The organism is Burkholderia pyrrocinia (assembly GCF_001028665.1).
GTDB lineage: Bacteria > Pseudomonadota > Gammaproteobacteria > Burkholderiales > Burkholderiaceae > Burkholderia > Burkholderia pyrrocinia.
On record NZ_CP011503.1, the window covers coordinates 852,228 to 876,164 of the forward strand.

General features: G+C 66.8%; 26 protein-coding genes and 1 tRNA gene. 19 read left to right on the forward strand and 8 right to left on the reverse strand.

What is annotated here, in order from left to right:
- Nucleotides 1-43: 43 nt before the first annotated feature.
- The 4 genes from ABD05_RS03945 to ABD05_RS03960 form a co-directional block, all read right to left on the reverse strand.
- Nucleotides 44-910 (reverse strand): NUDIX hydrolase, encoded by an 867-nt coding sequence (locus ABD05_RS03945; protein ID WP_047901070.1) that lies wholly within the window; start codon nucleotides 908-910, stop codon nucleotides 44-46.
- A gap of 5 nt (nucleotides 911-915) precedes the next feature.
- A complete protein-coding gene (locus tag ABD05_RS03950; protein ID WP_047899043.1) occupies nucleotides 916-1,530 on the reverse strand; it encodes a LysE family translocator in 615 nt (204 codons plus the stop codon).
- 39 nt (nucleotides 1,531-1,569) lie between these two features.
- Nucleotides 1,570-2,136 (reverse strand): adenine phosphoribosyltransferase, encoded by a 567-nt coding sequence (locus tag ABD05_RS03955; protein WP_040141994.1) that lies wholly within the window; start codon nucleotides 2,134-2,136, stop codon nucleotides 1,570-1,572.
- A 77-nt stretch (nucleotides 2,137-2,213) separates the two neighbouring features.
- A complete protein-coding gene (locus tag ABD05_RS03960; RefSeq protein ID WP_047901071.1) occupies nucleotides 2,214-4,220 on the reverse strand; it encodes a monovalent cation:proton antiporter family protein in 2,007 nt (668 codons plus the stop codon).
- A 126-nt stretch (nucleotides 4,221-4,346) separates the two neighbouring features.
- Here ABD05_RS03960 and kdsD point away from each other — a divergent pair, with 126 nt between their 5' ends.
- The 11 genes from kdsD (at nucleotide 4,347) to ABD05_RS04015 (ending at nucleotide 13,583) form a co-directional block, all read left to right on the forward strand.
- A complete protein-coding gene (kdsD, locus tag ABD05_RS03965; protein WP_047899044.1) occupies nucleotides 4,347-5,330 on the forward strand; it encodes an arabinose 5-phosphate isomerase KdsD in 984 nt (327 codons plus the stop codon).
- Nucleotides 5,330-5,866 carry a KdsC family phosphatase gene (locus tag ABD05_RS03970; protein ID WP_047899045.1) on the forward strand — a complete coding sequence of 179 codons (537 nt, stop codon included), beginning with the start codon at nucleotides 5,330-5,332 and terminating at the stop codon, nucleotides 5,864-5,866. The genes kdsD and ABD05_RS03970 overlap by 1 nt, the downstream gene beginning before the upstream one ends.
- Nucleotides 5,867-5,869: 3 nt before the next feature.
- Nucleotides 5,870-6,484 carry an LPS export ABC transporter periplasmic protein LptC gene (gene lptC, locus ABD05_RS03975; protein ID WP_047899046.1) on the forward strand — a complete coding sequence of 205 codons (615 nt, stop codon included), beginning with the start codon at nucleotides 5,870-5,872 and terminating at the stop codon, nucleotides 6,482-6,484.
- Nucleotides 6,485-6,504: 20 nt separating this feature from the next.
- Complete coding sequence (gene lptA / locus ABD05_RS03980) at nucleotides 6,505-7,170, forward strand: lipopolysaccharide transport periplasmic protein LptA (protein ID WP_047899047.1); 666 nt, start codon at nucleotides 6,505-6,507, stop codon at nucleotides 7,168-7,170.
- On the forward strand, nucleotides 7,167-7,943 hold the full coding sequence (gene lptB, locus ABD05_RS03985) for an LPS export ABC transporter ATP-binding protein (protein WP_047899048.1): 777 nt from the start codon (nucleotides 7,167-7,169) through the stop codon (nucleotides 7,941-7,943). The genes lptA and lptB overlap by 4 nt, the downstream gene beginning before the upstream one ends.
- Before the next feature lie 160 nt (nucleotides 7,944-8,103).
- On the forward strand, nucleotides 8,104-9,612 hold the full coding sequence (locus ABD05_RS03990; RefSeq protein ID WP_047899049.1) for an RNA polymerase factor sigma-54: 1,509 nt from the start codon (nucleotides 8,104-8,106) through the stop codon (nucleotides 9,610-9,612).
- 157 nt (nucleotides 9,613-9,769) lie between these two features.
- Nucleotides 9,770-10,129: a ribosome hibernation-promoting factor, HPF/YfiA family gene (gene hpf / locus ABD05_RS03995; RefSeq protein WP_006477786.1), complete on the forward strand. Its 360-nt coding sequence runs from the start codon at nucleotides 9,770-9,772 to the stop codon at nucleotides 10,127-10,129.
- Nucleotides 10,130-10,325: 196 nt separating this feature from the next.
- Complete coding sequence (locus ABD05_RS04000; protein WP_039346503.1) at nucleotides 10,326-10,838, forward strand: PTS sugar transporter subunit IIA; 513 nt, start codon at nucleotides 10,326-10,328, stop codon at nucleotides 10,836-10,838.
- A gap of 129 nt (nucleotides 10,839-10,967) precedes the next feature.
- Entirely contained in the window at nucleotides 10,968-11,936 is a 969-nt protein-coding gene (hprK, locus tag ABD05_RS04005; RefSeq protein ID WP_006483133.1) for an HPr(Ser) kinase/phosphatase, read from the forward strand.
- A gap of 75 nt (nucleotides 11,937-12,011) precedes the next feature.
- Nucleotides 12,012-12,920, forward strand: coding sequence for an RNase adapter RapZ (rapZ, locus tag ABD05_RS04010; RefSeq protein WP_047899050.1), 909 nt, complete (start codon nucleotides 12,012-12,014; stop codon nucleotides 12,918-12,920).
- 27 nt (nucleotides 12,921-12,947) lie between these two features.
- Entirely contained in the window at nucleotides 12,948-13,583 is a 636-nt protein-coding gene (locus tag ABD05_RS04015) for an LON peptidase substrate-binding domain-containing protein (protein WP_047899051.1), read from the forward strand.
- 137 nt (nucleotides 13,584-13,720) lie between these two features.
- Here the strand turns inward: ABD05_RS04015 and mutY are convergent, their stop codons facing one another.
- Nucleotides 13,721-14,827: an A/G-specific adenine glycosylase gene (gene mutY, locus ABD05_RS04020; RefSeq protein ID WP_047899052.1), complete on the reverse strand. Its 1,107-nt coding sequence runs from the start codon at nucleotides 14,825-14,827 to the stop codon at nucleotides 13,721-13,723.
- A 24-nt stretch (nucleotides 14,828-14,851) separates the two neighbouring features.
- Nucleotides 14,852-15,679 (reverse strand): bifunctional DNA-formamidopyrimidine glycosylase/DNA-(apurinic or apyrimidinic site) lyase, encoded by an 828-nt coding sequence (gene mutM / locus ABD05_RS04025; RefSeq protein ID WP_047899053.1) that lies wholly within the window; start codon nucleotides 15,677-15,679, stop codon nucleotides 14,852-14,854.
- 86 nt (nucleotides 15,680-15,765) lie between these two features.
- On the opposite strand from mutM, the gene ABD05_RS04030 reads away from it, so the two are divergent.
- The 8 genes from ABD05_RS04030 to hisC all read left to right on the forward strand — a co-directional run bounded on the left by ABD05_RS04030 (nucleotide 15,766) and on the right by hisC (nucleotide 22,921).
- Entirely contained in the window at nucleotides 15,766-17,589 is a 1,824-nt protein-coding gene (locus ABD05_RS04030) for a tetratricopeptide repeat protein (protein WP_047899054.1), read from the forward strand.
- A complete protein-coding gene (gene lolB / locus ABD05_RS04035) occupies nucleotides 17,589-18,209 on the forward strand; it encodes a lipoprotein insertase outer membrane protein LolB (protein WP_047899055.1) in 621 nt (206 codons plus the stop codon). The genes ABD05_RS04030 and lolB overlap by 1 nt, the downstream gene beginning before the upstream one ends.
- 27 nt (nucleotides 18,210-18,236) lie before the next feature.
- The gene (gene ispE, locus ABD05_RS04040) at nucleotides 18,237-19,118 is read left to right on the forward strand and encodes a 4-(cytidine 5'-diphospho)-2-C-methyl-D-erythritol kinase (RefSeq protein WP_047899056.1); all 882 of its coding nucleotides are present in this window, start codon (nucleotides 18,237-18,239) and stop codon (nucleotides 19,116-19,118) included.
- Between the two features lie 55 nt (nucleotides 19,119-19,173).
- Nucleotides 19,174-19,250, forward strand: a tRNA-Gln gene (locus tag ABD05_RS04045).
- Nucleotides 19,251-19,294: 44 nt separating this feature from the next.
- Nucleotides 19,295-20,251 (forward strand): ribose-phosphate pyrophosphokinase, encoded by a 957-nt coding sequence (locus ABD05_RS04050; RefSeq protein ID WP_034179069.1) that lies wholly within the window; start codon nucleotides 19,295-19,297, stop codon nucleotides 20,249-20,251.
- Between the two features lie 161 nt (nucleotides 20,252-20,412).
- Entirely contained in the window at nucleotides 20,413-21,018 is a 606-nt protein-coding gene (locus ABD05_RS04055; protein WP_047899057.1) for a 50S ribosomal protein L25/general stress protein Ctc, read from the forward strand.
- A gap of 120 nt (nucleotides 21,019-21,138) precedes the next feature.
- Nucleotides 21,139-21,738, forward strand: a complete 600-nt coding sequence (gene pth / locus ABD05_RS04060) for an aminoacyl-tRNA hydrolase (RefSeq protein WP_034179071.1) — start codon at nucleotides 21,139-21,141, stop codon at nucleotides 21,736-21,738.
- Nucleotides 21,739-21,853: 115 nt separating this feature from the next.
- Nucleotides 21,854-22,921, forward strand: a complete 1,068-nt coding sequence (gene hisC / locus ABD05_RS04065) for a histidinol-phosphate transaminase (RefSeq protein ID WP_047899058.1) — start codon at nucleotides 21,854-21,856, stop codon at nucleotides 22,919-22,921.
- Between the two features lie 84 nt (nucleotides 22,922-23,005).
- On the opposite strand, the gene ABD05_RS04070 is transcribed toward hisC, so the two are convergent.
- Nucleotides 23,006-23,272 (reverse strand): YfhL family 4Fe-4S dicluster ferredoxin, encoded by a 267-nt coding sequence (locus tag ABD05_RS04070; protein WP_006477774.1) that lies wholly within the window; start codon nucleotides 23,270-23,272, stop codon nucleotides 23,006-23,008.
- 59 nt (nucleotides 23,273-23,331) lie between these two features.
- Nucleotides 23,332-23,829 carry a pantetheine-phosphate adenylyltransferase gene (coaD, locus tag ABD05_RS04075; protein WP_021163047.1) on the reverse strand — a complete coding sequence of 166 codons (498 nt, stop codon included), beginning with the start codon at nucleotides 23,827-23,829 and terminating at the stop codon, nucleotides 23,332-23,334.
- Nucleotides 23,830-23,937 lie beyond the last annotated feature (108 nt).

The window sequence follows — 23,937 nt, forward strand, 5'->3', positions numbered from 1 at the left end:
AAATTGCCCGTTCGCGCCGCCGGACTGCGCGTCGCGGCGCGCGTCACGCGGCCGGTGCGAACAGCGCGTCGATGCCCGCCGCGTCGGCAGCGGAAAGCCAGCGGTGGCGCAGCAGCGTGTCGAGCGTCGCAAGGCTCGCATCCATCGTCGCGCGGCCTTCGCGCAGCCAGCCGATCACCTCGGGCACGCCGGCCAGCAGGTGCTCGGCCACTTCGCCGTCCTGGTTGCGCGGCGCGAAGTCGTGCGGCAGCGGCAGGTCGTACACGAAGATCAGTTCGGACTGCGTGCCTTCCGGCAGCGAGCACAGCACCTGCACCGCGCGGCCCGCGATCGCACGCACCGCGAGTTCGGCCGGAATGCCGGCTTCTTCCCAGCACTCCTTCGCGAGCGTCTCGTGAACGCCCAGGCCCCAGCCGATGCCGCCCGCGACGACGTTGTCGAGCATGCCGGGGTCGGTTGCCTTGGTCGCGCTGCGGCGGCCGAGCCACATCTGCGGCACGGTCGCGGCGGGCGCCTCGCCCGGCGCGATCGCATATTCTACGATGCCGTTCAGGTGCACCGCATAAGTCTGCGTGCCGAAGAACCGCGACGCGGCGCGCTCGATGTACGCGAGCGGCGCATCGTCGAAGCGGTTGCGGATCGCGTAGATCTCGTCGCGCCAGCCGGGAATCGCGCCTTCGGCCGCGAGTGCGCCGATCGCGCTCGCCAGCGCCATGCTGCGCGCGTCGACCGAGTCGTAGCGCGCCGACAGCACGACGCGCTCGCCGGTCAATTCGAACACGTCGGGCCAGCGCGCGAGCTTCGCGACATCCTGCCGGCGCACCCAGCCGACCGCCTGGCCGGCGATCTCGAAACGCAGGTGCGCGGCCGGATCGAAGCGGCGGGCGGCCGCGATGCACGGAAACGTCATCACCGTCAGTCCTTCAGCGCGACACGGATGCCGATCGCGATGAACGTCGCGCCGGCGATCCGGTCGAGCCACACGCCGGCCTTCGGGCGGCGCTTCAGCCATGCGCCGATCATCCCGGCGCCGACGCCGAACAGCGAGAAGATCGCGGCCGTCTGCAGCATGAACAGCGCGCCGAGTTCGAACATCTGCAGCGTCACGCTCTGCGTGCCGTGCGGATCGACGAACTGCGGCAGGAACACGACGAAGAACAGCGTGACCTTCGGGTTCATCAGGTTGCCGATCACGCTCTGCCGGAAGATCGTGCCGAGCGGCTGCGGCGGGCGCGCGTGCGCATTCGCGAGGCCCTGGCTGCGCAGCGCCTTGATGCCGATCCACACGAGGTACGCGGCGCCCGCGAGCTTCAGGATCTCGAACGCGACCGGCGACGAACGCAGCACGGCCGCGACGCCGAGCGCCGCGAGCGTCGTGTGGAACAGGATCCCGGCCGTGAAGCCGAGCGCGGCGACGAAGCCGGCCGCGCGGCCCTGCGAGATCCCGCGTGCGAGCACTTGCAGGTTGTCGGGACCCGGCGCGAACGTAATCGCGATCGACGTGGCGAGAAACAGCATGAAGTTGGGCATCGTGACCTCGCGGCGTAACGTGAGTAGGCAGGCCGGCGTTCAGTGGCCGGCGAATTCGGTGACGGTATAGACGGGCAGTCCCGCGTTGCGCAGCAGCGCCGAGCCGCCGAGATCGGGCAGGTCGATGATCGCCGCGCCTTCGACGACCACCGCGCCGAGCCGCTGCAGCAGGTTGCGTCCCGCCATCATCGTGCCGCCGGTCGCGATCAGGTCGTCCATGATGATCACGCGATCGCCGGGGCGGCACGCATCCTCGTGGATCTCGACCGTCGCGCTGCCGTATTCGAGGTCGTACGATTCCGAGCGCGTCTTGTACGGCAGCTTGCCGACCTTGCGGATCGGCACGAAGCCGACGCTCAGTTCGTACGCGACGATCGGCGCGATGATGAAGCCGCGCGCGTCGAGGCCCGCGACGTAGTCGAGCTTCGCATCGACATAACGTTCGACGAACAGGTCGACGAGGATGCGCAGCGCCTTCGGGCTCTGCAGCAGCGTCGTGATGTCGCGGAACATCACGCCCGGCTGCGGCCAGTCGGGCACCGTGCGGATCTGGCTGTGGATGAAGGCGACCGGATCGAGCGGCGCGCCCGACGACGAATGCGGCATGAAACTCTCCGAAAAAAACGGTGCGCGAAGATCGGGCACCGTTTCGAATAAATACGGGTCAGATTATTGACCGCAACTCACGCGGCCGCGGCCGGCGGATCGCGCCGATGGCGCGACAGCCGCTCCTCCGCGAGCGCGAGCGCCTCGGGCAGCCCGCGCAGCACGACGATGTCGCTCGCGCGCAGCTTGGTCTGCGGATCGGGTTCGACGCCGCGGATGCCGTGCCGGCGGATCGCCGTGACTTCCAGCCCGAGCGCGTACAGCCCGAGCTCCTCCAGCGAGCGCCCGACCGCGTCCGCGCGCGCATCGACCGGCACCGATTGTAGCCGCACCTGCTCGTGGTCGTCGTCGTCCGCGTCGTCCGCGCCGCGGAAATAGCCGCGCAGCAGGCTGTAGCGCTCGTCGCGCATCTCCTCGACGCGCCGCACGACCTTGCGCATCGGCACGCCGACCAGCACCAGCGTATGCGACGCGAGCATCAGGCTGCCTTCGACGATCTCCGGAATCACCTCGGTCGCGCCGGCCGCGAGCAGCTTCTCGAGATCGGCATCGTCGACGGTGCGCACGATCGCCGGCAGCGTCGGTTCGAGCTCGTGCACGTGATGCAGCACGCGCAGCGCGGACGGCGTGTTCGCGTAGGTGATCGCGACAGCCGCCGCGCGGTGGATGCCGGCCGCGAGCAACGACTCGCGGCGCGCCGCGTCGCCGAACACGACCGATTCGCCGGCCGCTCCGGCCGCGCTCACGCGGTCCGGGTCGAGGTCGAGCGCGACATACGAAATGCCTTCCTGTTCGAGCATGCGCGCCAGGTTCTGGCCCGCGCGGCCGTAGCCGCAGATGATCACGTGACCGCGCTGCTTCAGGCTCTGCGTCGCGATCCGCGTCATCTGCAGCGACTGCTGCATCCATTCGGTCGACGACAGCCGCATCACGATCCGGTCCGCGTTCTGGATCAGGAACGGCGCGGCGAGCATCGACAGCAGCATCGACGCGAGGATCGCCTGCAGCAGCGTCGAATCGACGAGATGGCGGTCGAGGATCAGGTTCAGCAGCACGAAGCCGAATTCGCCGGCCTGCGCGAGGCCGATGCCCGTGCGCATCGCGACGCCCGGCGTCGCGCCGAACAGCCGCGCGAGCCCCGCGATCATCGTCCCCTTGAACAGGATCTGCCCGACGAAGAAACCGAGCACGAGCAGCGGGTGCTCCCAGATCACGCGCGGATCGAGCAGCATCCCGGTCGTCACGAAGAACAGGCCGAGCAGCACGTCGCGGAACGGCTTGATGTCCTCTTCCACCTGGTGACGGAACGGCGTCTCGGAGATCAGCATCCCCGCGATGAACGCGCCGAGCGCGAGCGACAGGCCGAACTTGTCGGTGATGAACGCGGCGCCGAGCGTGACGAGCAGCAGGTTCAGCACGAACAGTTCCTGCGAGCGGCGCCGCGCGACGACGTTGAGCCAGCGCGTCATGAAGCGCTGCCCGATGACCAGCAGCAGCGTGAGCGCGATCACGATCTTGACGGCCGCGAAACCGAGCGTCAGCGCGAGATCCTTCGACGATTCGGCGCCGAACGCGGCGATCACGATCAGCAGCGGCACCACCGCGAGATCCTGGAACAGCAGCACGCCGAAGATGTTGCGGCCGTGCTCGGTCTCGATCTCGAGCCGCTCGGCGAGCATCTTCGACACGATCGCCGTCGACGACATCGCGAGCGCGCCGCCGAGCGCGACGGCGCCCTGCCACGTGATGTGCACCCAGCGCTCGAACAGCGCGCCGAGCACGAGCGCGAGCACCAGCGTCGCGACGACCTGCAGCAGCCCGAGGCCGAACACGAGCCGCTGCATCGACCTCAGTTTCGCGAGCGAGAATTCGAGGCCGATCGAGAACATCAGGAACACCACGCCGAATTCCGCGAGATGCTCGGCGCGCTCGAGATCCGCCGCGATCCCGAGCGCGTGCGGGCCGACCAGGATGCCGACGGTCAGGTAGCCGAGCATCGGCGGGAGGTTCAGCGAACGGAACACGACGACGCCCACCACCGAAGCCAGCAGCAGCATGAGCGTCATTTCGAGCGGGGAAATCACGGGCAAAGCGTCCTCGTTCGTCGGGGCCACCGCAAAGCGGGCACGGTGGCGTAGCGTGGGATAGGCGACTTCGGACGAGTCCGAAGGCCCGGCGCGGCGAACAAACGCCTTTGCTATACTCCGCGCATGATAGCGAAAATCAATGACAACCGCGCGCTCGCGCTCGCCCGCGACGTGCTCGACATCGAGGCGGACGCCGTGCGCGCGCTGCGCGACCAGCTCGACGGCGACTTCATCCAGGCCGTCGCGCTGCTGCTCGGCTGCCGCGGCCGCGTGGTGGTGTCCGGTATCGGCAAATCGGGGCATATCGCCCGCAAGATCGCAGCAACGCTGGCCAGCACCGGCACGCCGGCCTTCTTCGTCCACCCTGCCGAGGCCAGCCACGGCGACCTCGGGATGGTCACCGCCGACGACGTCTTCATCGGCATCTCCTATTCCGGCGAATCGGAAGAGCTCGTCGCGATCCTGCCGCTCGTCAAGCGGATCGGCGCGAAGCTGATCGCGATCACGGGCCGTGCGGAATCGAGCCTCGGCACGCTCGCCGACGTGAACCTGAACGCCGCGGTCTCAAAGGAAGCGTGCCCGCTGAACCTCGCGCCCACCGCGAGCACGACCGCCGCGCTCGCGCTCGGCGATGCGCTCGCCGTCGCCGTGCTCGACGCGCGCGGCTTCGGTTCGGAAGATTTCGCGCGCTCGCACCCGGGCGGCGCGCTCGGCCGGCGCCTGCTCACCTACGTGCGCGACGTGATGCGCTCGGGCGACGACGTCCCGTCCGTCGGGCTCGACGCGACGCTGTCGGACGCGCTGTTCCAGATCACCGCGAAACGCCTGGGCATGACCGCCGTGGTCGACGCCGACGGCAAGGTCGCGGGCATCTTCACGGACGGCGACCTGCGCCGCGTGCTCGCGCGCGACGGCGACTTCCGCACGCTGCCGATCACCGACGTGATGACGCGCGCCCCGCGCACGATTGCGCCGGATCACCTGGCAGTCGAGGCCGTGGAACTGATGGAGCGCCACCGGATCAACCAGATGCTGGTCGTCGATGCCGACGGCGCGCTGATCGGCGCGCTGAACATGCACGACCTGTTTTCGAAGAAGGTGATCTGATGAGCGCAGCGCTGACTGCGGCCGAACGCGCAAGCCGCGTGAAGCTGATGATTTTCGACGTCGACGGCGTACTGACCGACGGCGGCCTGCTGTTTACCGCGGCCGGCGACGCGATGAAGTCGTTCAATTCGCTCGACGGCCACGGCGTGAAGCTGCTCGGCGAAGCCGGCATCGCAACCGCGATCATCACGGGCCGCCGCTCGGAAATCGTCGCGGCGCGCGCGAAGGAAATGAAGATCACGCACCTGTTCCAGGGCGTCGAGAACAAGCTCGCCGTGTTCGCCGACCTGATCGCATCGCTCGGCCTCACCGCCGACGCATGCGGCTACATGGGCGACGACTGGCCCGACCTGCCGGTGATGCTGCGCTGCGGCTTCGCGACCGCACCGGCGAACGCGCACCCCGAGGTGATCGCCCGCGCGCACTGGGTGGCCGAGGCCCGCGGCGGCCACGGCGCCGTGCGCGAAGCCTGCGACGCGATCCTGCGCGCGCAGCACCGCTACGACGCGCTGCTCGCAGCCGCCTGCGGAGCCTGACGGATGAATACGCATTTCCGCTGGACCCAGTTGCTGCCGCTCGCCGCGGTCGCCGCGCTTGCGGGCGTCACCTGGTGGCTGCTGCAGGCGACGCTGCCGCCGCCGGGCGAAGGCACCGTGCAGCCGAAGCGCCATACGCCCGACTATTTCGCGGACAACTTCTCGGTCACCGAACTCGACCAGTCCGGCACGACCCAGTACCGGCTGACGGCCGCGAAGCTGATCCATTACGAAGACACCGAAAACAGCGACCTGACCGATCCGGCCATGCGCGCATTCCAGCCCGGCAAGCCGGTCGTGACGACCACCGCGAAGCGCGGCACCGTCAACGGCGACGTGTCGATCGTCGATTTGTACGACGACGCGCGCATCCTGCGCGCGGCCGGCGGCGGCGATCCGCAGATGCAGGCCGATTCCCAGCATTTCCGGATCTTCGTCAATGACGATGTGATCCAGACCGAAAAGCCGGTTAAACTTCAGCGCGGCCTGTCGCTCGTCAACGCGACCGACGGCATGAAGTACAACAACGTCACCCGGGTCATCGAGCTTTACGGCAACGTGCGCGGCACGATCGCCGCGGCGGACACGTCCGGCGGCTCGAAAGGTCAACCCAAGTGACGCTTCCCTCACGTGACTGCATGAACGAACCGTTCCCTCGACAGAATTCCGGCGGCGCTGCGCGCGCCGTCCGCGCCGCGCTCGCCGCGACGCTCGTGGCGCTCCCGCTGATCGGGCTGGCGCCGCTCGCCCATGCCGAGAAGGCCGACCAGAACAAGCCGATCAACGTCGAAGCCGACAACCTGACCTATGACGACCTGAAGCAGGTCACGGTCGCGACCGGCAACGTCGTGATCACGAAGGGCACGATCATCATCAAGGGCGATCGCGTCGAAGTTCGCCAGGATCCGGAAGGCTATCAGTACGCGACGTCGTTCGGCAGCGGCAAGAAGCACGCGACGTTCCGCCAGAAGCGCGAAGGCCTCGACGAATACATCGACGGCGACGCCGAGCGCATCGACTACGACGGCAAGCAGGACCTGACCACGCTGACGACCGCCGCGACCGTACGCCGCCTGCAGGGCGCGTCGACGATCGCCGACACCGTGCACGGCAGCGTGATCACGTACGACGGCCAGCGCGACTTCTACACCGCGAAGGGCGGCAAGGACGTCGCGGCGCCGGGCAACCCGAACGGCCGCGTGCGCGCGATGCTGTCGCCGAAGAACGGCGGCCCCGCGCCGCTGAACGGCGCGCCGGCGAAGCTGTCGCCGTCGACCACGATCCAGGGAGCGCCGGGCCAATGAACGCGCTACCGAACCGCCAGCCGGCCGGCACCACGAGCTCGCTCGTCGTCCGCAACCTGAAGAAGCGCTACGGCTCGCGCACGGTCGTCAAGGACGTGTCGCTCGACGTGAAGAGCGGCGAAGTCGTCGGGCTGCTCGGCCCGAACGGCGCCGGCAAGACCACGTCGTTCTACATGATCGTCGGCCTCGTGCCGCTCGACGCGGGCGAGATCTCGCTGAACGGCAGCTCGATCAGCCTGCTGCCGATCCACAAGCGCGCGTCGCTCGGCCTGTCGTACCTGCCGCAGGAAGCGTCCGTGTTCCGCAAGCTGACCGTCGAGGAAAACATCCGCGCGGTGCTCGAGCTGCAATACGGCGAAGACGGCAAGCGGCTGTCGAAGGACGCGATCTCGTTGCGTACCGAAGCGCTGCTCGACGAACTGCAGATCGGCCACCTGCGCGAGAACCCCGCGCTGTCGCTGTCGGGCGGCGAACGACGCCGTGTCGAAATCGCGCGCGCGCTCGCGACCAACCCGAACTTCATCCTGCTCGACGAACCGTTCGCCGGCGTCGACCCGATCGCGGTGCTCGAGATCCAGAAGATCGTCAAGTTCCTGAAGCAGCGCAACATCGGCGTGCTGATTACCGATCACAACGTCCGCGAAACGCTCGGCATCTGCGACCACGCCTATATCATCAGCGACGGCTCGGTGCTCGCCGCCGGCGCGCCGAGCGACATCATCGAAAACGAAAGCGTGCGCCGCGTGTACCTCGGCGAACACTTCCGCATGTAACTTCCTCCTCGTGGCTGGCTGCACCCCGCCCGGCATCGCCGCGCGGGGCCGCGCCCCGCTTCGCGGCCATGCCCGCGACCGGGCGGCGCGCCGCGCGTAATCGCGGATGGCTCAACGCGCCTGGGTCGTGGCACACTGCCGGTATGACTCCCTCCTTGCCATGAAAGCCAGCCTTCAACTCCGCCTGTCGCAACATCTGGCGCTGACGCCCCAGCTACAGCAGTCGATCCGGCTCCTGCAGTTGTCGACGCTCGAATTGCAGCAGGAAGTCGCGATGGCCGTCGCGCAGAACCCGCTGCTCGAGAACGACGACGAATGGATCGCGAGCCCGCTGCGCGTCGCCGCGGACGGATCGCTGATCGCGCAGACACCTCCCGGCCAGAACACCGATCCGGCCCCGGCAAACAGCGGCAGCAGCACGTCGGGCGATCGCGCGGAGCGCGACGAGCGGGCCGGTGCCGACGACTACGACGGTTATGGGTCCGGCGACGGCAACGACGGCCCGCAATGGAATCTCGACGAATTCGGCCGCTCGAGCGGCGCGTCCGACGACGACGACCTCCCGCCGCTGCAGGTGCAGGAAGCCGCGACGTCGCTGCGCGACCACCTGTCCGCGCAGTTGCGCGTCACGCAGGCCAGCCCGCGCGATCGCGCGCTCGTGATGTTCCTGATCGAATCGCTCGACGACGACGGCTACCTGACCGCCACGCTCGACGAAGTGCTCGCCGACCTGCCGTCCGAGCTGGAGATCGACTGCGACGAACTGAACGCGGCGCTCGCGCTGCTGCACAGCTTCGACCCGGCCGGGGTCGGCGCCCGCTCGGCATCCGAATGCCTGAAGCTGCAGTTGCTGCGCCTTGATCCGTCACCGACGCGCACGCTCGCGCTCGAGATCGTGTCGCAGCATCTCGAACTGCTCGCCGCACGCGACTTCACGCGGTTGCGCAAGCACCTGAAGGCGAGCGACGACGCGCTGCGCGACGCGCACGCGCTGATCCGCTCGCTGGAGCCGTTCCCCGGCGCCGCGTACGGCAAGGCCGAGGCCGACTACGTCGTGCCCGACATCATCGTGAAGAAGGCCGGCCAGGGATGGCTCGCGGAGCTCAATCCGGAGGTCGTGCCGCGCCTGCGGATCAACAACCTCTACGCGAACATCCTGCGCAACAGCCGCGGCGATCCATCCGCCGGTTCGCTGAAGCAGCAGCTCCAGGAAGCACGCTGGCTGATCAAGAACATCCAGCAGCGTTTCGACACGATCCTGCGTGTCGCGCAGGCTATTGTCGAGCGTCAGAAGAATTTCTTTGCGCACGGTGAAATTGCCATGCGCCCCTTGGTTTTGCGGGAAATAGCTGATACGCTGGGCCTACACGAGTCGACTGTCAGCCGTGTGACAACAGGCAAGTACATGCTGACCCCGTTCGGGACGCTTGAATTTAAGTACTTCTTCGGATCACACGTTTCAACCGACACCGGTGGCGCCGCCTCGTCGACCGCCATCCGAGCCCTGATCAAGCAACTGATAGGAGCTGAAGACCCAAAATCGCCACTTTCGGACAGCCGCATTGCCGAGCTGCTGGCAGAACAGGGTTTCGTAGTCGCGCGCCGCACGGTTGCCAAATATCGCGAAGCCCTCAAGATCCCGGCAGTGAATCTGCGCAAGTCTCTTTAGCCTGCTGCCTGCCCGGCGGCAGGCGTGTTCCGGCCACCGCGCACACGGGGAACAGGCCGGGCGACCTGTCCGCGATACACCGCCTCGTGCGGTACGGGCAAGTCGACCGGAGCGCCGCCTCGATGCGGCCGGGTGGTCACTCGCTTGGAGAAGCACTATGAACCTGAAGATCAGTGGACATCATCTCGAAGTCACGCCTGCAATTCGCGAATACGTGATCACCAAGCTGGACAGGGTGCTACGGCATAGCGATCAGGTGATCGATGGCACTGTGATCCTCTCGGTCGACAACCACAAGGAAAAGGACAAGCAGCAGCGCGCAGAAATCAACCTGCACCTGAAGGGCAAGGACATCTTCGTCGAAAGCGCAAACGGCAATCTGTACGCCGCGATCGATCTGTTGATCGACAAGCTGGATCGCCAGGTCGTCAAGCACATGGAGCGCCTGCAAACGCACGCGCACGACCCGATCAAGCTTCAACCGTCGATCGACCAGATCGAACTGCCGCCGCAGTAACCGTCACCGCAACACGCACGCCGCCCGGTTCGCCGGGCGTTTTTTTTGCGACTCCTCGCCCGTGGTGCGACCGGTCCGTCCATGCTGCGCCGCGCACGCGGCTGTGCTCTATAATGTTCCGGTTATCGCCGGGGGGCGTTGGGTGCGGTAGCTGCGTTGCAGGTTGCCGATGCCAAATGCCTTGATATCGCCGAACATGGATAATCAGTCTGCCGCCGCAAGGAGACCCCAGGCCGCCCAATCGCCTGCCAACATGAATCGCCTAGCCAAAATCCTGCCCATAGAGAACGTCGTCATCGACCTCTCAGTCACCAGCAAGAAACGCGTGTTCGAACAAGCCGGGCTGATGTTCGAGAATCAGAACGGCATCGCCCGCAGCACCGTCACGGACAACCTGTTCGCGCGCGAGCGCCTCGGCTCGACCGGGCTCGGCGAAGGCGTCGCGATTCCGCACGGGCGCATCAAGGGTCTCAAGCACCCGCTCGCCGCGTTCGTCCGGCTCGCCGACGCGATCCCGTTCGAAGCGCCCGACGGCCAGCCGGTCGGCCTCCTGATTTTCCTGCTCGTCCCCGAGCAAGCCACCCAGCAGCACCTCGAAATCCTGTCGGAAATCGCGCAACTGCTGTCCGATCGCGACGCGCGCGAGCGTCTGCACAACGAAACGGATATCGCCGAGTTGCATCGCCTGCTCACTCAGTGGCAACCTTGAGTTGATCCGGGCGGAATATTTTCCCGTACGAGGCGGCATACGCCGCCGTCCAGGGCCGCCCGGCGCCGGCCCGGCATGGCGACGTCCGTCGCCGCGCGCATGCACCGGCCCATTGGAGTGACGAAAGTCATGGATACGTCCAGCATCAACGCCCAGAGCATCTTCGACGACAACGCGGCCACGCTGAAACTGAGCTGGCTGACGGGGCATGAAGGCTGGGAACGCGGCTTTTCGGCCGACACGGTCGGCAACGCGACGTCGAGCGCCGACCTCGTCGGCCACCTGAACCTGATCCACCCGAACCGGATCCAGGTGCTGGGCGAAGCCGAAATCGACTACTACCAGCGCCAGACCGACGAAGACCGCTCGCGCCACATGGCCGAGCTGATCGCGCTCGAACCGCCGTTCCTCGTCGTCGCCGGCGGCGCCGCGGCGCCGCCCGAACTCGTGCTGCGCTGCACGCGCTCGTCGACCCCTCTGTTCACGACGCCGATGTCGGCCGCCGCTGTGATCGACAGCCTGCGGCTCTACATGTCGCGGATCCTCGCGCCGCGCGCGACGCTGCACGGCGTATTCCTCGACATCCTCGGGATGGGCGTGCTGCTGACCGGCGATTCGGGCCTCGGCAAAAGCGAACTCGGCCTCGAGCTGATCAGCCGCGGGCACGGCCTCGTCGCCGACGACGCGGTCGATTTCGTCCGTCTTGGCCCCGATTTCGTCGAAGGGCGCTGCCCGCCGCTGCTGCAGAACCTGCTCGAAGTGCGCGGCCTCGGCCTGCTCGACATCAAGACGATTTTCGGTGAAACCGCCGTACGGCGAAAAATGAAGCTGAAGCTGATCGTCCAGCTCGTGCGGCGCCCCGACGGCGAATTCCAGCGCCTGCCGCTCGAAAGCCAGACCGTCGACGTGCTCGGTTTGCCGATCAGCAAGGTCACGATCCAGGTCGCGGCCGGCCGCAACCTCGCGGTGCTCGTCGAGGCTGCAGTCCGGAACACGATCCTGCAGTTGCGCGGAATCGACACGTTGCGCGATTTCATGGATCGGCAACGACTCGCGATGCAAGATCCCGACAGTCAGTTCCCCGGCAAACTGGTGTAACCCGCACGCGCCGGCCGCGCACCGCCGACGCGTCGAGCCGGTGCTATGATGAAACGTCAGGATTCTCTGCTTCCCATGCGCATCGTCCTAATCACCGGCATCTCCGGCTCAGGCAAGTCCGTCGCGCTGAACGCGCTCGAAGACGCAGGCTATTACTGCGTCGACAACCTGCCGCCGCATGTGCTCCCCGAACTCGCCCGCTACCTCGCCCAGGACGGTCAGCACCGGCTCGCGGTCGCGATCGACGCGCGCTCGAGCGCATCGCTCGATGAAATGCCCGGCCTGATCCGCGAGTTGTCGCGCGAGCACGACGTCCGCGTGCTGTTCCTCAACGCGAGCACCCCGGCGCTGATCCAGCGCTTCTCCGAAACGCGCCGCCGCCATCCGCTGTCCGGCTCGCTGTCGCACGATGCGGACGTCGGCCTGCTGTCGTCGCTCGAGGAAGCGATCGAGCGCGAACGCGACCTCGTCGCGCCGCTCGCCGAGTTCGGCCACCAGATCGATACGAGCACGCTGCGCGCGAACGTGCTGCGCACGTGGGTCAAGCGCTTCATCGAGCAGAAGAACAACGACCTGATGGTGATGTTCGAATCGTTCGGCTTCAAGCGCGGCGTGCCGCTCGACGCCGACCTGATGTTCGACGTGCGCGCGCTGCCGAATCCGTACTACGACCACGAGTTGCGCCCGCTCACCGGGCTCGACCAGCCGGTCATCGCCTTTCTCGACGCACTGCCGATCGTCCACCAGATGATCGACGACATCCATGCGTTCCTGATGAAATGGCTGCCGCACTTCCGCGATGACAACCGCAGCTACCTGACCGTCGCCATCGGCTGCACGGGCGGCCAGCATCGCTCGGTGTTCATCGCGGAAACGCTCGCCGCGCGCCTCGCGCACGAGGCGAACGTGATCGTGCGGCATCGTGACGCGCCAGTGGATGTCGACGCGTCGTCGCGGCTCGTCTCCGAGGTCGACCGACCCTAGCGACACCCGCCCTTTCGTCAGCGCGCCATGTCCTCCCTATCGACCACCCTGATCGACCTGCCGCTGTTTCCGCTGCACACGGTGCTGTTTCCGGGGGGCCTGCTCCCGCTCAAGGTGTTCGAGGCGCGCTATCTCGACATGTCCCGCGCGTGCCTGCGCGACGACGCGCCGTTCGGCGTGTGCCTGCTGAAGAGCGGGCCCGAAGTCGCACAGGACGGCGCCGTGTCGGTGCCCGAGACCATCGGCTGCATGGCGCGCATCACTGAGTGCGATACCGGCGAATTCGGGATGCTGTTCCTGCAGGCGGTCGGCACGCAGCGTTTCGAACTGCTGTCGTATCGCGTCGAAGGCAACGGGCTGCTGGTCGGCATCGCGGAGCCGCTGCCCGACGACATCCCGCTCGAAGGCGAGCAGGCACTCGCGCAGTTCGGCTCGTGCGCCGAGGTGCTCGAGCGCATCATCGACGCGCTGAAGAAGTCCGAGCCGGGCAAGCTGCCGTTCGGCGAACCGTTCCGCCTCGACGATCCGAGCTGGGTGTCGAACCGCCTCTCGGAACTGCTGCCGCTCGACCTGCGCGCGCGGCAAAAGCTGATGGAGTTTCCGGACGTCGGCGCACGCATCGACGCCGTGCATCACGTGCTCGGCCGGCACGGCTGGCTGTGAGTGCCCCCCAAAACCTGTCGCTTCGCGCCAGCCTCTCTGCCGAAGAAGCCTTTCCCCAACGGGATTTCCTTCTGAGCGGAGAACATGGGGCGACCCGGCGTTTTCTTGAGCGCGCGGCCCACGCCCTTCCCTGTTCGTTAAAGCAGCGGCCCGCTCAGTGCATCGAGCAGCTTGCGCACGGGCGCCGGCACGCCGTACGCATCGAGCCGGCTCAGCGGCACCCACGCGGTTTCCGCGTCCCGTGCGTGCGACGGCAAGCCGCCGCCGTCCGCCATGTCGCTCAGCCGCGGCTCGATCTCGAGCCGGAAGTGCGTGAACGTGTGCGTGAACGACGCAAGCGGCACCGGGCCCCCGCCGCCGAAGCCGTGCGCAAGCTCCGCGAGTGCGGCATCGCCGTCCGCTTGCGGCAGGCTCCACAGGCCGCCCCAGATGCCGGCCGGCGGCCGCCGCTCGAGCAGCACAGCGTCGCCATCGCGCAGCACGAGCATCCAGGTCTTGCGGGTCGGCACGGCCTTCTTCGGCCGCGCGGCCGGCAGTTCGCGCTGGCGACCCGTCGATTGCGCGACGCAGTCGCCCGCGAACGGGCAACGCGCGCAATCGGGCTTGCCGCGCACGCACAGCGTCGCGCCGAGATCCATCAGGCCCTGCGTATACGCGCTCACGTCGGCTGCGTTCGCGGCGTCGGGCAGCAGCGATTCGGCGAGCGCCCACATGTCGTTCTCGACGCGCTTCTCGCCCGGAAAACCCTCGACGCCGAACACCCGCGCGAGCACGCGCTTCACGTTGCCGTCGAGGATCGTCGCGCGCGCGCCGTACGCGAACGACGCGATCGCCGCGGCCGTCGAGCGGCCGATGCCCGGCAGTTCGGCCAGCGCGTCGGGCGTCGCCGGGAACGCGCCGCCGTGCTCGGCGGCGACGACCTGCGCGCAGCGGTGCAGGTTGCGCGCGCGCGAGTAGTAGCCGAGCCCTGCCCACAGCGCCATCACGTCGTCGATCGGCGCGGCCGCGAGCGCGGCGACGTCAGGGTAGCGTTCGAGAAAGCGTGCGTAATACGGGATGACGGTCGACACCTGCGTCTGTTGCAGCATGATTTCCGACAGCCAGATCCGGTACGGATCGCGGGTGTTCTGCCACGGCAGGTCATGGCGACCGTGCTCGCGCTGCCACGCGATCAGGCGCGTGGCGAACGTGCGGTGCAGCGGCGTGACGGGAAACGGAGCGGGGGCGATGCGGGGCGGCTTCAAGTTATCTAATCGCGGAAAAAGGTTTCAACGCTGGCAAGTCGGACAGAAATAGGTCGACCGCTGGCCCTGCACGATCTGGCGGATCGGCGTGCCGCATGCGCGGCAAGGCTGGCCGGCTCGGTCGTAGACGAAGCAGTCGAGCTGGAAATAGCCGCTTTCGCCGTTGCTGCCGACAAAGTCGCGCAACGTGCTGCCGCCGCGCTCGATCGCATCGGCGAGCGTCGCGCGCACCGCGTCGGCCAGCCGCTCGTAGCGCGGCAGCGACACCTTGCCGGCGGCCGTCGTCGGCCGGATGCCGGCGCGAAACAGGCTCTCCGACGCATAGATGTTGCCGACGCCGACGACCATGTCGCCCGCGAGCAGCGCCTGCTTGACCGACACCGTGCGGCCGCGCGTGCGCGCATGCAGCAGCGCGCCGGTGAACGCCGGCGAGAACGGCTCGACGCCGAGGCTCGCGAGAAGCGGATGCGCATGCACGTCGCCCGCTTCGCGCGGGTGCCACAGCACGGCGCCGAAGCGGCGTGGATCGCGGAACCGCAGCACGAATTCGTCGAAGATCCAGTCGATGTGGTCGTGCTTCGCGGCGACCGGCACGCCGGCCGCGGGCAGCACGCGCAGCGTGCCCGTCATGCCGAGATGGACGATGAACCAGCCCGCGTCGACCTCGAACAGCAGGTACTTGCCGCGACGCTCGACGGCGAGCACCTCGCGCGCGCGCAACTGCTCGGCGAGCCCCGCCGGCACGGGCCAGCGCAGCATCGCGGTACGGACGTCGACACGCTCGACGCGGCGGCCCGCGACAAAGGGCTCGATGCCCCGGCGCGTGACTTCGACTTCTGGCAACTCTGGCATGTTTTGCGGGTCTGAGACTCGATTTACGATCGTGCGTGTATTGTAGCGAGCGCGTTACAATCGGTTGAAACATCGAACGGATTTCCATGACTCTGCCCTCGAAGCTGCTTCAGAAGCGCCCCGCCGCCGTGCGCGGCGTGCGCGCCTTCCCGGTCCGCCGTGCACTCGGCGCCGCGCTGTTTGCCGCCTGGACCCTCACCGCCTTCCCGGCCCACGCGCAGGATCCGGCATCGGACGACGCGGAGCCGCAGGGTGCGTTCGAGCATGTGATGCCGGACGAGCAGAAGAATCTCCCCGGTGTCCCGCTGACGAGCCAGATCGTCTACCAGGTGCTCGCCGCCGAGGTCGCGCTCCAGCGCAACCAGCCGGCGCCGGCGTACCAGACCTACCTCGCGCTCGCCCGCGACACGCGCGATCCGCGCATGGCGCAGCGTGCGACCGAGATCGCGCTTGGCGCACAGAGCCCGGCCGATGCGCTGTCCGCCGCGAACCTGTGGCGCCAGTACGCACCGGACTCGAACCGGGCGTCGCAGGTCGACGCCGCGCTGCTGGTGCTCGCCGGCAAGCCGGCCGACGCGCAGCCGATGCTCGCGCGCGAGCTGGCCCGTGCGACCGGCGAGACGCGCGGCCCCGCGATCCTCGCGCTGCAGGCGCTGCTCGTGCGCGGCTCCGACCGCGTCGGCGGCCTCGCGGTGCTGAAGGACATGCTGAAGAACGACATGAGCCGGCCCGAGGCGCAGCTCGCGATCGCGCGGCAACAGCTCGCGGTCGACGACAAGGAAGGCGCCGCACAGTCGCTGAAGCAGGCGCTGCAGCTCCGCCCCGACTACCTGCCGGCGGCGCTGATGCTGTCGCAGATGGGGCCGGCGGAACGCGCGGCGGGCATCGCGTCGTTCGAGAAATATGTTCAGCAGAATCCGAGGTCGCGCGACGCACGGCTCGCGCTGTCGCAGCTCTATCTCGCCGACGATCGCCTCGACGACGCGCAGAAGCAGTTCGAGACGATGCGCAAGCTCGACTCGAAGGATCCGACGCCGCTGATGGCGCTCGCGCTGATCAAGATCCAGCTGAAGAAACTCGACGAAGCGACCGCCTACCTGAAGCAGTACGTGCAGCTCGGCAACAAGCAGCCGAACCTCGACGTCGGTCAGGGCTACATCTACCTCGCGCAGATCGCGATCGACCAGGACAACGACGCGCAGGCGTCGCAATGGCTCGACAAGGTCGACCAGACGAGCCAGCACTATCTCCCCGCGCAGATCACGCGCGCGCAGTTGCTGCAGAAACAGGGCAAGACCGACGAGGCGCGCAAGGTGCTCGACGACCTGCCGATCACGGATCCGCGCGACGCGGCCGTGGTCGCGCGCACCGACGCGTCGATCCTGTTCACCGCGAAACGCTATCCGGAAGCCGAGGCACGGCTCGGGCAGGCGGTCCAGGACTTCCCCGACGATCCCGACCTGCGCTACGACTACGCGATGGCGGCCGAAAAGACCGGCCACTACACGACGATGGAAAAGCAGTTGCGCGAGCTGATCCGCACGCAGCCCGACAACCCGCAGGCGTACAACGCGCTCGGCTATTCGCTCGCCGACCGCAACCAGCGCCTGCCCGAAGCCAGCAAGCTGATCGACAAGGCGATGACGCTCGCGCCGAACGACGCGTACATCATGGACAGCCTCGGCTGGGTGAAGTACCGGATGGGCGACACGGCCGGCGCGACGAAGGTCCTGCAGCGCGCGTACGAACTGCAGCCGAACGCCGAAATCGGCGCGCATCTCGGCGAAGTGCTGTGGAAGAGCGGCGCGCAGGACGACGCACGCTCCGCGTGGCGTGCCGCGCAGAAGCTCGAGCCCGACAACGAAACGCTCGTGCAGACGCTGAAACGCCTGCAGATCAACGGCCTCTGATGCAGATGTTCCCGATGCTTTCCCTGTCCTCCCGCGCGCAGCGCACGCTGGCCGCGGCCGGCGCGGCGCTCGCGCTCGCCGGCTGCGCGAGCACGCCGCCATCGGCAAGCGCGCCGACAGGCGCGGTGCTGCAGACCACCGCGACGCACGCTTACCATGGCCGCTTCGCGGTACAGTACGACGACCGTCTCGGCAGGCAACAGAACGTGTACGGCAACTTCGACTGGCAGGAGCACGGCGACGACGTAGCGCTCGAACTGCGCAGCCCGCTCGGCCAGACGCTCGCAGTCGTGAAATCGACGCCGCAGGCAGCGTCGCTCGAGCTGCCGAACCGTCCGACGCAATATGCGGCAGACGTCGGCGACCTGATGCAGCGAACACTCGGCTTCGCACTGCCGCTCGCAGGCCTGCGCTACTGGCTGCTGCCGACGCCTGCGCCCGCGACGCCCGCGGAAACGCTACGCGATCCGGCCGACGGCACGCGCGTCAAGCAGATCCGCCAGGACGGCTGGACGATCGACTACCTTGCCTACGCGGATGCCCCGGCCACGGGCGTCAAACGCGTCAACCTCGTGCGTGCGACACCGCCGCTCGACATCAAGCTCGTGCTCGATCAGTGAGCACGAGCGCCTAGCCCCGACATACGCATGACCGATTCGACCCGCTCGCTGCGCAACTGCCTTGCGCCCGCGAAACTCAACCTGTTCCTGCACATCACCGGCCGCCGCCCGAACGGCTATCACGATCTGCAGAGCGTGTTCCAGCTGCTGAACTGGGGCGACACGCTGCACTTCACGCTGCGCGACGACGGTCGTGTCGCGCGCGTCACCGACGTACCCGGCGTGCCCGAGGAAAGCGATCTCGTCGTGCGCGCGGCCAACCTGCTGAAGGCGCATACGGGCACCGCGTTCGGTGTCGACATCGAGATCGACAAGTGCCTGCCGATGGGCGCCGGCCTCGGCGGCGGCAGCTCCGACGCGGCGACGACGCTGCTCGCGCTGAACCGGCTGTGGCAACTCGACCTGCCGCGCGCGGAGCTCCAGTCGCTCGCGGTAAAACTCGGCGCAGACGTCCCGTTTTTTATTTTTGGAAAAAATGCGTTCGCAGAGGGTATCGGAGAAGAATTAGCTGAGGTAGAATTGCCGACTCGCTGGTTCTTGGTTGTGACGCCACGCGTTCATGTCCCGACCGCTGAAATATTTTCAGATGAGTTGTTGACAAGAGATTCGAAGCCCGTCACAATTGCTGACTTTCTTGCACAGCAAAACAGCGATGCGGGATGGCCAGACAGCTTCGGCCGGAACGATATGCAGCAAGTTGTGACAAGTAAGTACGCGGAAGTTGCGCAGGTGGTCAAATGGTTGTATGATGTGACCCCCGCGAGGATGACCGGCTCCGGAGCAAGCGTGTTTGCAGCGTTTCGCAGCAAGCACGAGGCAGAAGCGGCGAAAGCCAAGCTGCCCGCCAGTTGGAACGGCGCAGTTGCCGAGAGCCTGAACGAGCATCCGCTCTTCGCTTTCGCGTCATGAAGTTTTACTTTGCCGGACGGCCTACACAAGTCCGGTGAAGTTATCAGTTAAGTGTAGGGGAGTCGCCAAGTTGGTCAAGGCACCGGATTTTGATTCCGGCATGCGAGGGTTCGAGTCCTTCCTCCCCTGCCAAAAATTTTCCCGCATTTCCCGCCTAAGCCTGAAGCAGGTGCACGATGAGCAGCCATGACGGCCTGATGGTTTTTACTGGCAACGCGAATCCCGCGCTCGCCCAGGAAGTCGTCAACATTCTTGGAATTCCCCTCGGCAAAGCGATGGTCAGCCGTTTCTCCGACGGCGAGATCCAGGTCGAGATCCAGGAAAACGTGCGTGGCAAGGACGTCTTCGTCCTGCAATCCACGTGCGCACCGGCGAACGACAACCTGATGGAACTGATGATCATGGTCGATGCGCTCAAGCGCGCATCCGCCGGCCGGATCACTGCAGCCATCCCCTACTTCGGCTACGCCCGTCAGGATCGCCGCCCGCGTTCGGCGCGCGTCGCGATCTCGGCGAAGGTCGTCGCGAACATGCTGGAAATCGCCGGCGTCGAGCGGATCATCACGATGGATCTGCACGCCGACCAGATTCAGGGCTTCTTCGACATCCCGGTCGACAACATCTACGCAACGCCGATCCTGCTGGGTGACCTGCGCAAGCAGAACTACTCGGATCTGCTGGTCGTGTCGCCGGACGTCGGCGGCGTGGTGCGTGCCCGGGCACTCGCGAAGCAGCTCAACTGCGATCTCGCGATCATCGACAAGCGTCGTCCGAAGGCGAACGTCGCCGAAGTGATGAACATCATCGGTGAAGTCGAAGGCCGCACCTGCGTGATCATGGACGACATGGTCGATACGGCCGGCACGCTCTGCAAGGCCGCGCAAGTGCTGAAGGACCGCGGTGCGAAGCAGGTGTTCGCGTACGCGACGCACCCCGTGCTGTCGGGCGGCGCCGCCGACCGCATCGCCGCATCGGCACTCGACGAGCTGGTCGTCACCGATACGATCCCGCTGTCGGCCGAATCGCTGGCGTGCTCGAAGATCCGCTCGCTGACGAGCGCGAGCCTGCTGGCCGAGACGTTCTCGCGGATCCGCCGCGGCGATTCGGTGATGTCGCTGTTCGCGGAATCCTGATCGCAAGTCGACGCAACAAAGCATGCGCAGAAAGCGAAGCGGCAACGCTTCGCTTTTTGCACAATCGGACGGGATAGACGAAACCCCGGCCGTTTAATCGGGGGCCGCCGTTTGACGGCCCCGTTTTACTGCCTGGTCGCGGGCAGCCATTGGAGAATCATATGAAAGTCGTCGCTTTCGAGCGCCAACAGCAAGGTACGGGTGCGAGCCGCCGCCTGCGCAACGCCGGTAAGACCACGGGTATCGTTTACGGTGGCGAAGCAGCCCCGCAAAAGATCGAACTCGATCACAACGCCCTGTGGCACGCCCTGAAGAAGGAAGCCTTCCACTCGTCGATCCTCGACCTCGAAGTGGCCGGCCAGTCGCAACAGGTTCTGCTGCGCGACGTGCAATACCACCCGTTCAAGCAACTGGTGCTGCACGTGGACTTCCAGCGCGTTGACGCATCGAAGAAGCTGCACACGAAGGTGCCGCTGCACTTCCTGAACGCTGAAATCAGCCCGGCCGTGAAGCTGTCGAGCGCGATCGTTTCGCACGTCGCGACGGAAATCGAAATCGAGTGCCTGCCGGCTGCCCTGCCGGAGTTCCTCGAAGTCGACCTGTCGAAGATCGAAGCCGGTCAGTCGCTGCACGCGAAGGACATCACGCTGCCGAACGGCGTCGCGCTGGTCGCACACATCGACGCGGAAAACCCGGTTGTCGCATCGGCGACGGTCCCGGCTGGTGCCGTGTCGGACGCAGCCGAAGGCGAAACGCCGGCTGCCTAAGCGGCTGCCTACGCGCCCCATCGATCCGTTTCACGAAACGGTCGACGCAACCCGCCGCGGCTTGCCCGGCGGGTTTTTCTTTTTCTGCGCCCAGGCGGCAGCCGCCGCCTTCGAAACGTCATGATCAAACTGATCGTCGGCCTCGGCAATCCCGGGGCGGAATACACCGCGACGCGCCATAACGCAGGCTTCTGGCTGATCGACCAGCTCGCCCGCGAAGCCGGCACGACGCTGCGCGACGAGCGCCGCTTCCACGGCTTCTACGCGAAAGCGCGCCTGCACGGCGAGGAAGTGCACCTGCTCGAGCCGCAGACCTACATGAACCGCTCCGGCCAGTCGGTCGTCGCGCTCGCGCAATTCTTCAAGATCCTGCCCGACCAGATCCTCGTCGCGCACGACGAGCTCGACCTGCCGCCCGGCACCGTGAAGCTGAAGCTCGGCGGCGGCAGCGGCGGCCACAACGGCCTCAAGGACATCTCCGCGCACCTGTCGACGCAGCACTACTGGCGGCTGCGGATCGGCATCGGCCATCCGCGCGACCTGATTCCGGAAAGCGCACGCGCCGGCGCGAAGCCCGACGTCGCGAACTTCGTGCTGAAGCCGCCGCGCCGCGAGGAACAGGACGTGATCGACGCGTCGATCGAACGCGCGCTCGCCGTAATGCCGATGGTCGTCAAGGGCGAACTCGACCGCGCGACGATGCAGCTGCATCGCAACTGATCGCGTCGCACCGGCCCGGTGCATCGGGCCGTCCGGCGCCGCCGGGCGGTACCGCCTTCCCCACCGCGACGCGCACATGCGGTAATCTCGTCGTTTTGCCCGACAGGAGCCAGCGGTGAGCCGTTACTGGAGCGACGTCGTTCAGCAACTCGTGCCTTACGTGCCGGGCGAACAGCCCGCGCTCGCGCACCCCGTCAAGCTGAACACCAACGAGAATCCCTATCCGCCGTCGCCGCGCGTCGTCGCGGCGATCGCACGCGAACTCGGCGAGACCGGCGACACGCTGCGCCGTTATCCGGATCCGGTCGCGCGCGCGCTGCGCGAGACGGTCGCGGCCCATCACCGCATCGAGCCGGAACAGGTATTCGTCGGCAACGGCTCCGACGAGGTGCTCGCGCACACGTTCCAGGCGTTGCTGAAACACGACCGGCCGCTGCGCTTTCCCGACATCACGTACAGCTTCTATCCGACCTATGCACGCCTGTACGGCGTCGAGACCACGGTCGTGCCGCTCGCGGACGATTTCTCGATCCGCGTCGACGACTATCTCGACGACGCCGGCGGCGTGCTGTTCCCGAATCCGAACGCGCCGACCGGGCGCGCACTGCCGCTCGCGGACGTCGAGCGGATCGCGGCCGCGAATCCGTCGTCGGTCGTCGTGATCGACGAGGCGTATGTCGATTTCGGCGCGCAGTCGGCGATTACGCTGATCGACCGCCATCCGAACCTGCTCGTCGTGCACACGACGTCGAAGGCGCGCTCGCTCGCGGGCATGCGCGTCGGCTTCGCGTTCGGCGATGCGGCGCTGATCGACGCACTCAACCGCGTGAAGGACAGCTTCAACTCCTATCCGCTCGACCGGCTCGCGCAGGTCGCCGCGCAGGCCGCGTACGAGGACACCGACTATTTCGGCGCAACCTGCCGGCGCGTGATCGACAGCCGGACGCGGCTCACGCACGCACTCGACGCGCTCGGCTTCGACATCGTGCCGTCGGCCGCGAATTTCGTGTTCGCGCGCCATCCCGCGCACGATGCGGGCACGATCGCGGCGAAGCTGAAGGAACGGGAAATTTTCGTGCGGCACTTCCGGCTGCCGCGGATCGACCAGCACCTGCGCATCACCGTCGGCACCGACGCCGAATGCGACGCGCTCGTCGCGGCGCTGCGCGAGCTGCTTGCCTGAAACGGAAGAAGCAGCGCCGGACGGCGCCGCTCGGGAAGCGTGACGCGTGCGCCGATAGCCTGAAGCGCGCGCGTCACCGCAGGGTCACGACGCGTCGTCGCCCTTCACGGCGATCAACGCGTGATACTTCTCCATCAATTGCGCGTGCGATTCGTCATGCTGCGGATCGCGCGGAATGCATTCGACCGGACACACCTGCTGGCACTGCGGTTCGTCGAAATGGCCGACGCACTCGGTGCACTTGTTCGGGTCGATCACATAGATGTCCGGGCCCATCGAAATCGCGCCGTTCGGGCACTCGGGCTCGCACACGTCGCAATTGATGCACTCGTCGGTAATCATCAAAGCCATACTGATCTCACTTCTTCAGGCCGCCGGCCGGCTTCGCAACGAAACCGGCCGGCGCCGCGTCACGCGGCAGGGCCTCCCATCGCGGTGACTTTCTCGGTCAGCCATTTCTCGACGGACGGGAACACGAACTTGCTGACATCGCCGCCCAACTGCGCGATTTCGCGCACGATCGTCCCCGAGATGAATTGGTACTGATCGGACGGCGTCATGAACATCGTCTCGACGTCGGGCAGCAGGTAGCGGTTCATCCCCGCCATCTGGAACTCATATTCGAAATCGGACACGGCGCGCAGGCCGCGCACGATCACGCGTGCGTTGTTGGTACGGACAAAGTCCTTCAGGAGACCGGTGAAACTCATCACCTTCACGTTCGGATAATGGCCGAGCACCTCGTTCGCAATCGTCAGACGTTCTTCGAGCGAGAAGAACGGCTTTTTCGCGCGGCTGTCGGCGACGCCAACCACCAGCGTATCAAAAATGCTCGACGCACGCCGCACGAGGTCTTCGTGCCCGCGCGTCAGCGGATCGAACGTACCGGGATACACGGCGACTACCATGTCGCTCCTCCTGTCATCACGCAAACGGGATGGCAGCCGTGCGATGCGCACGCCACTGCCGAGATGGGCATGCGTCGCCTTTGCGGCGCGCCGCCTCGTATCGAACGC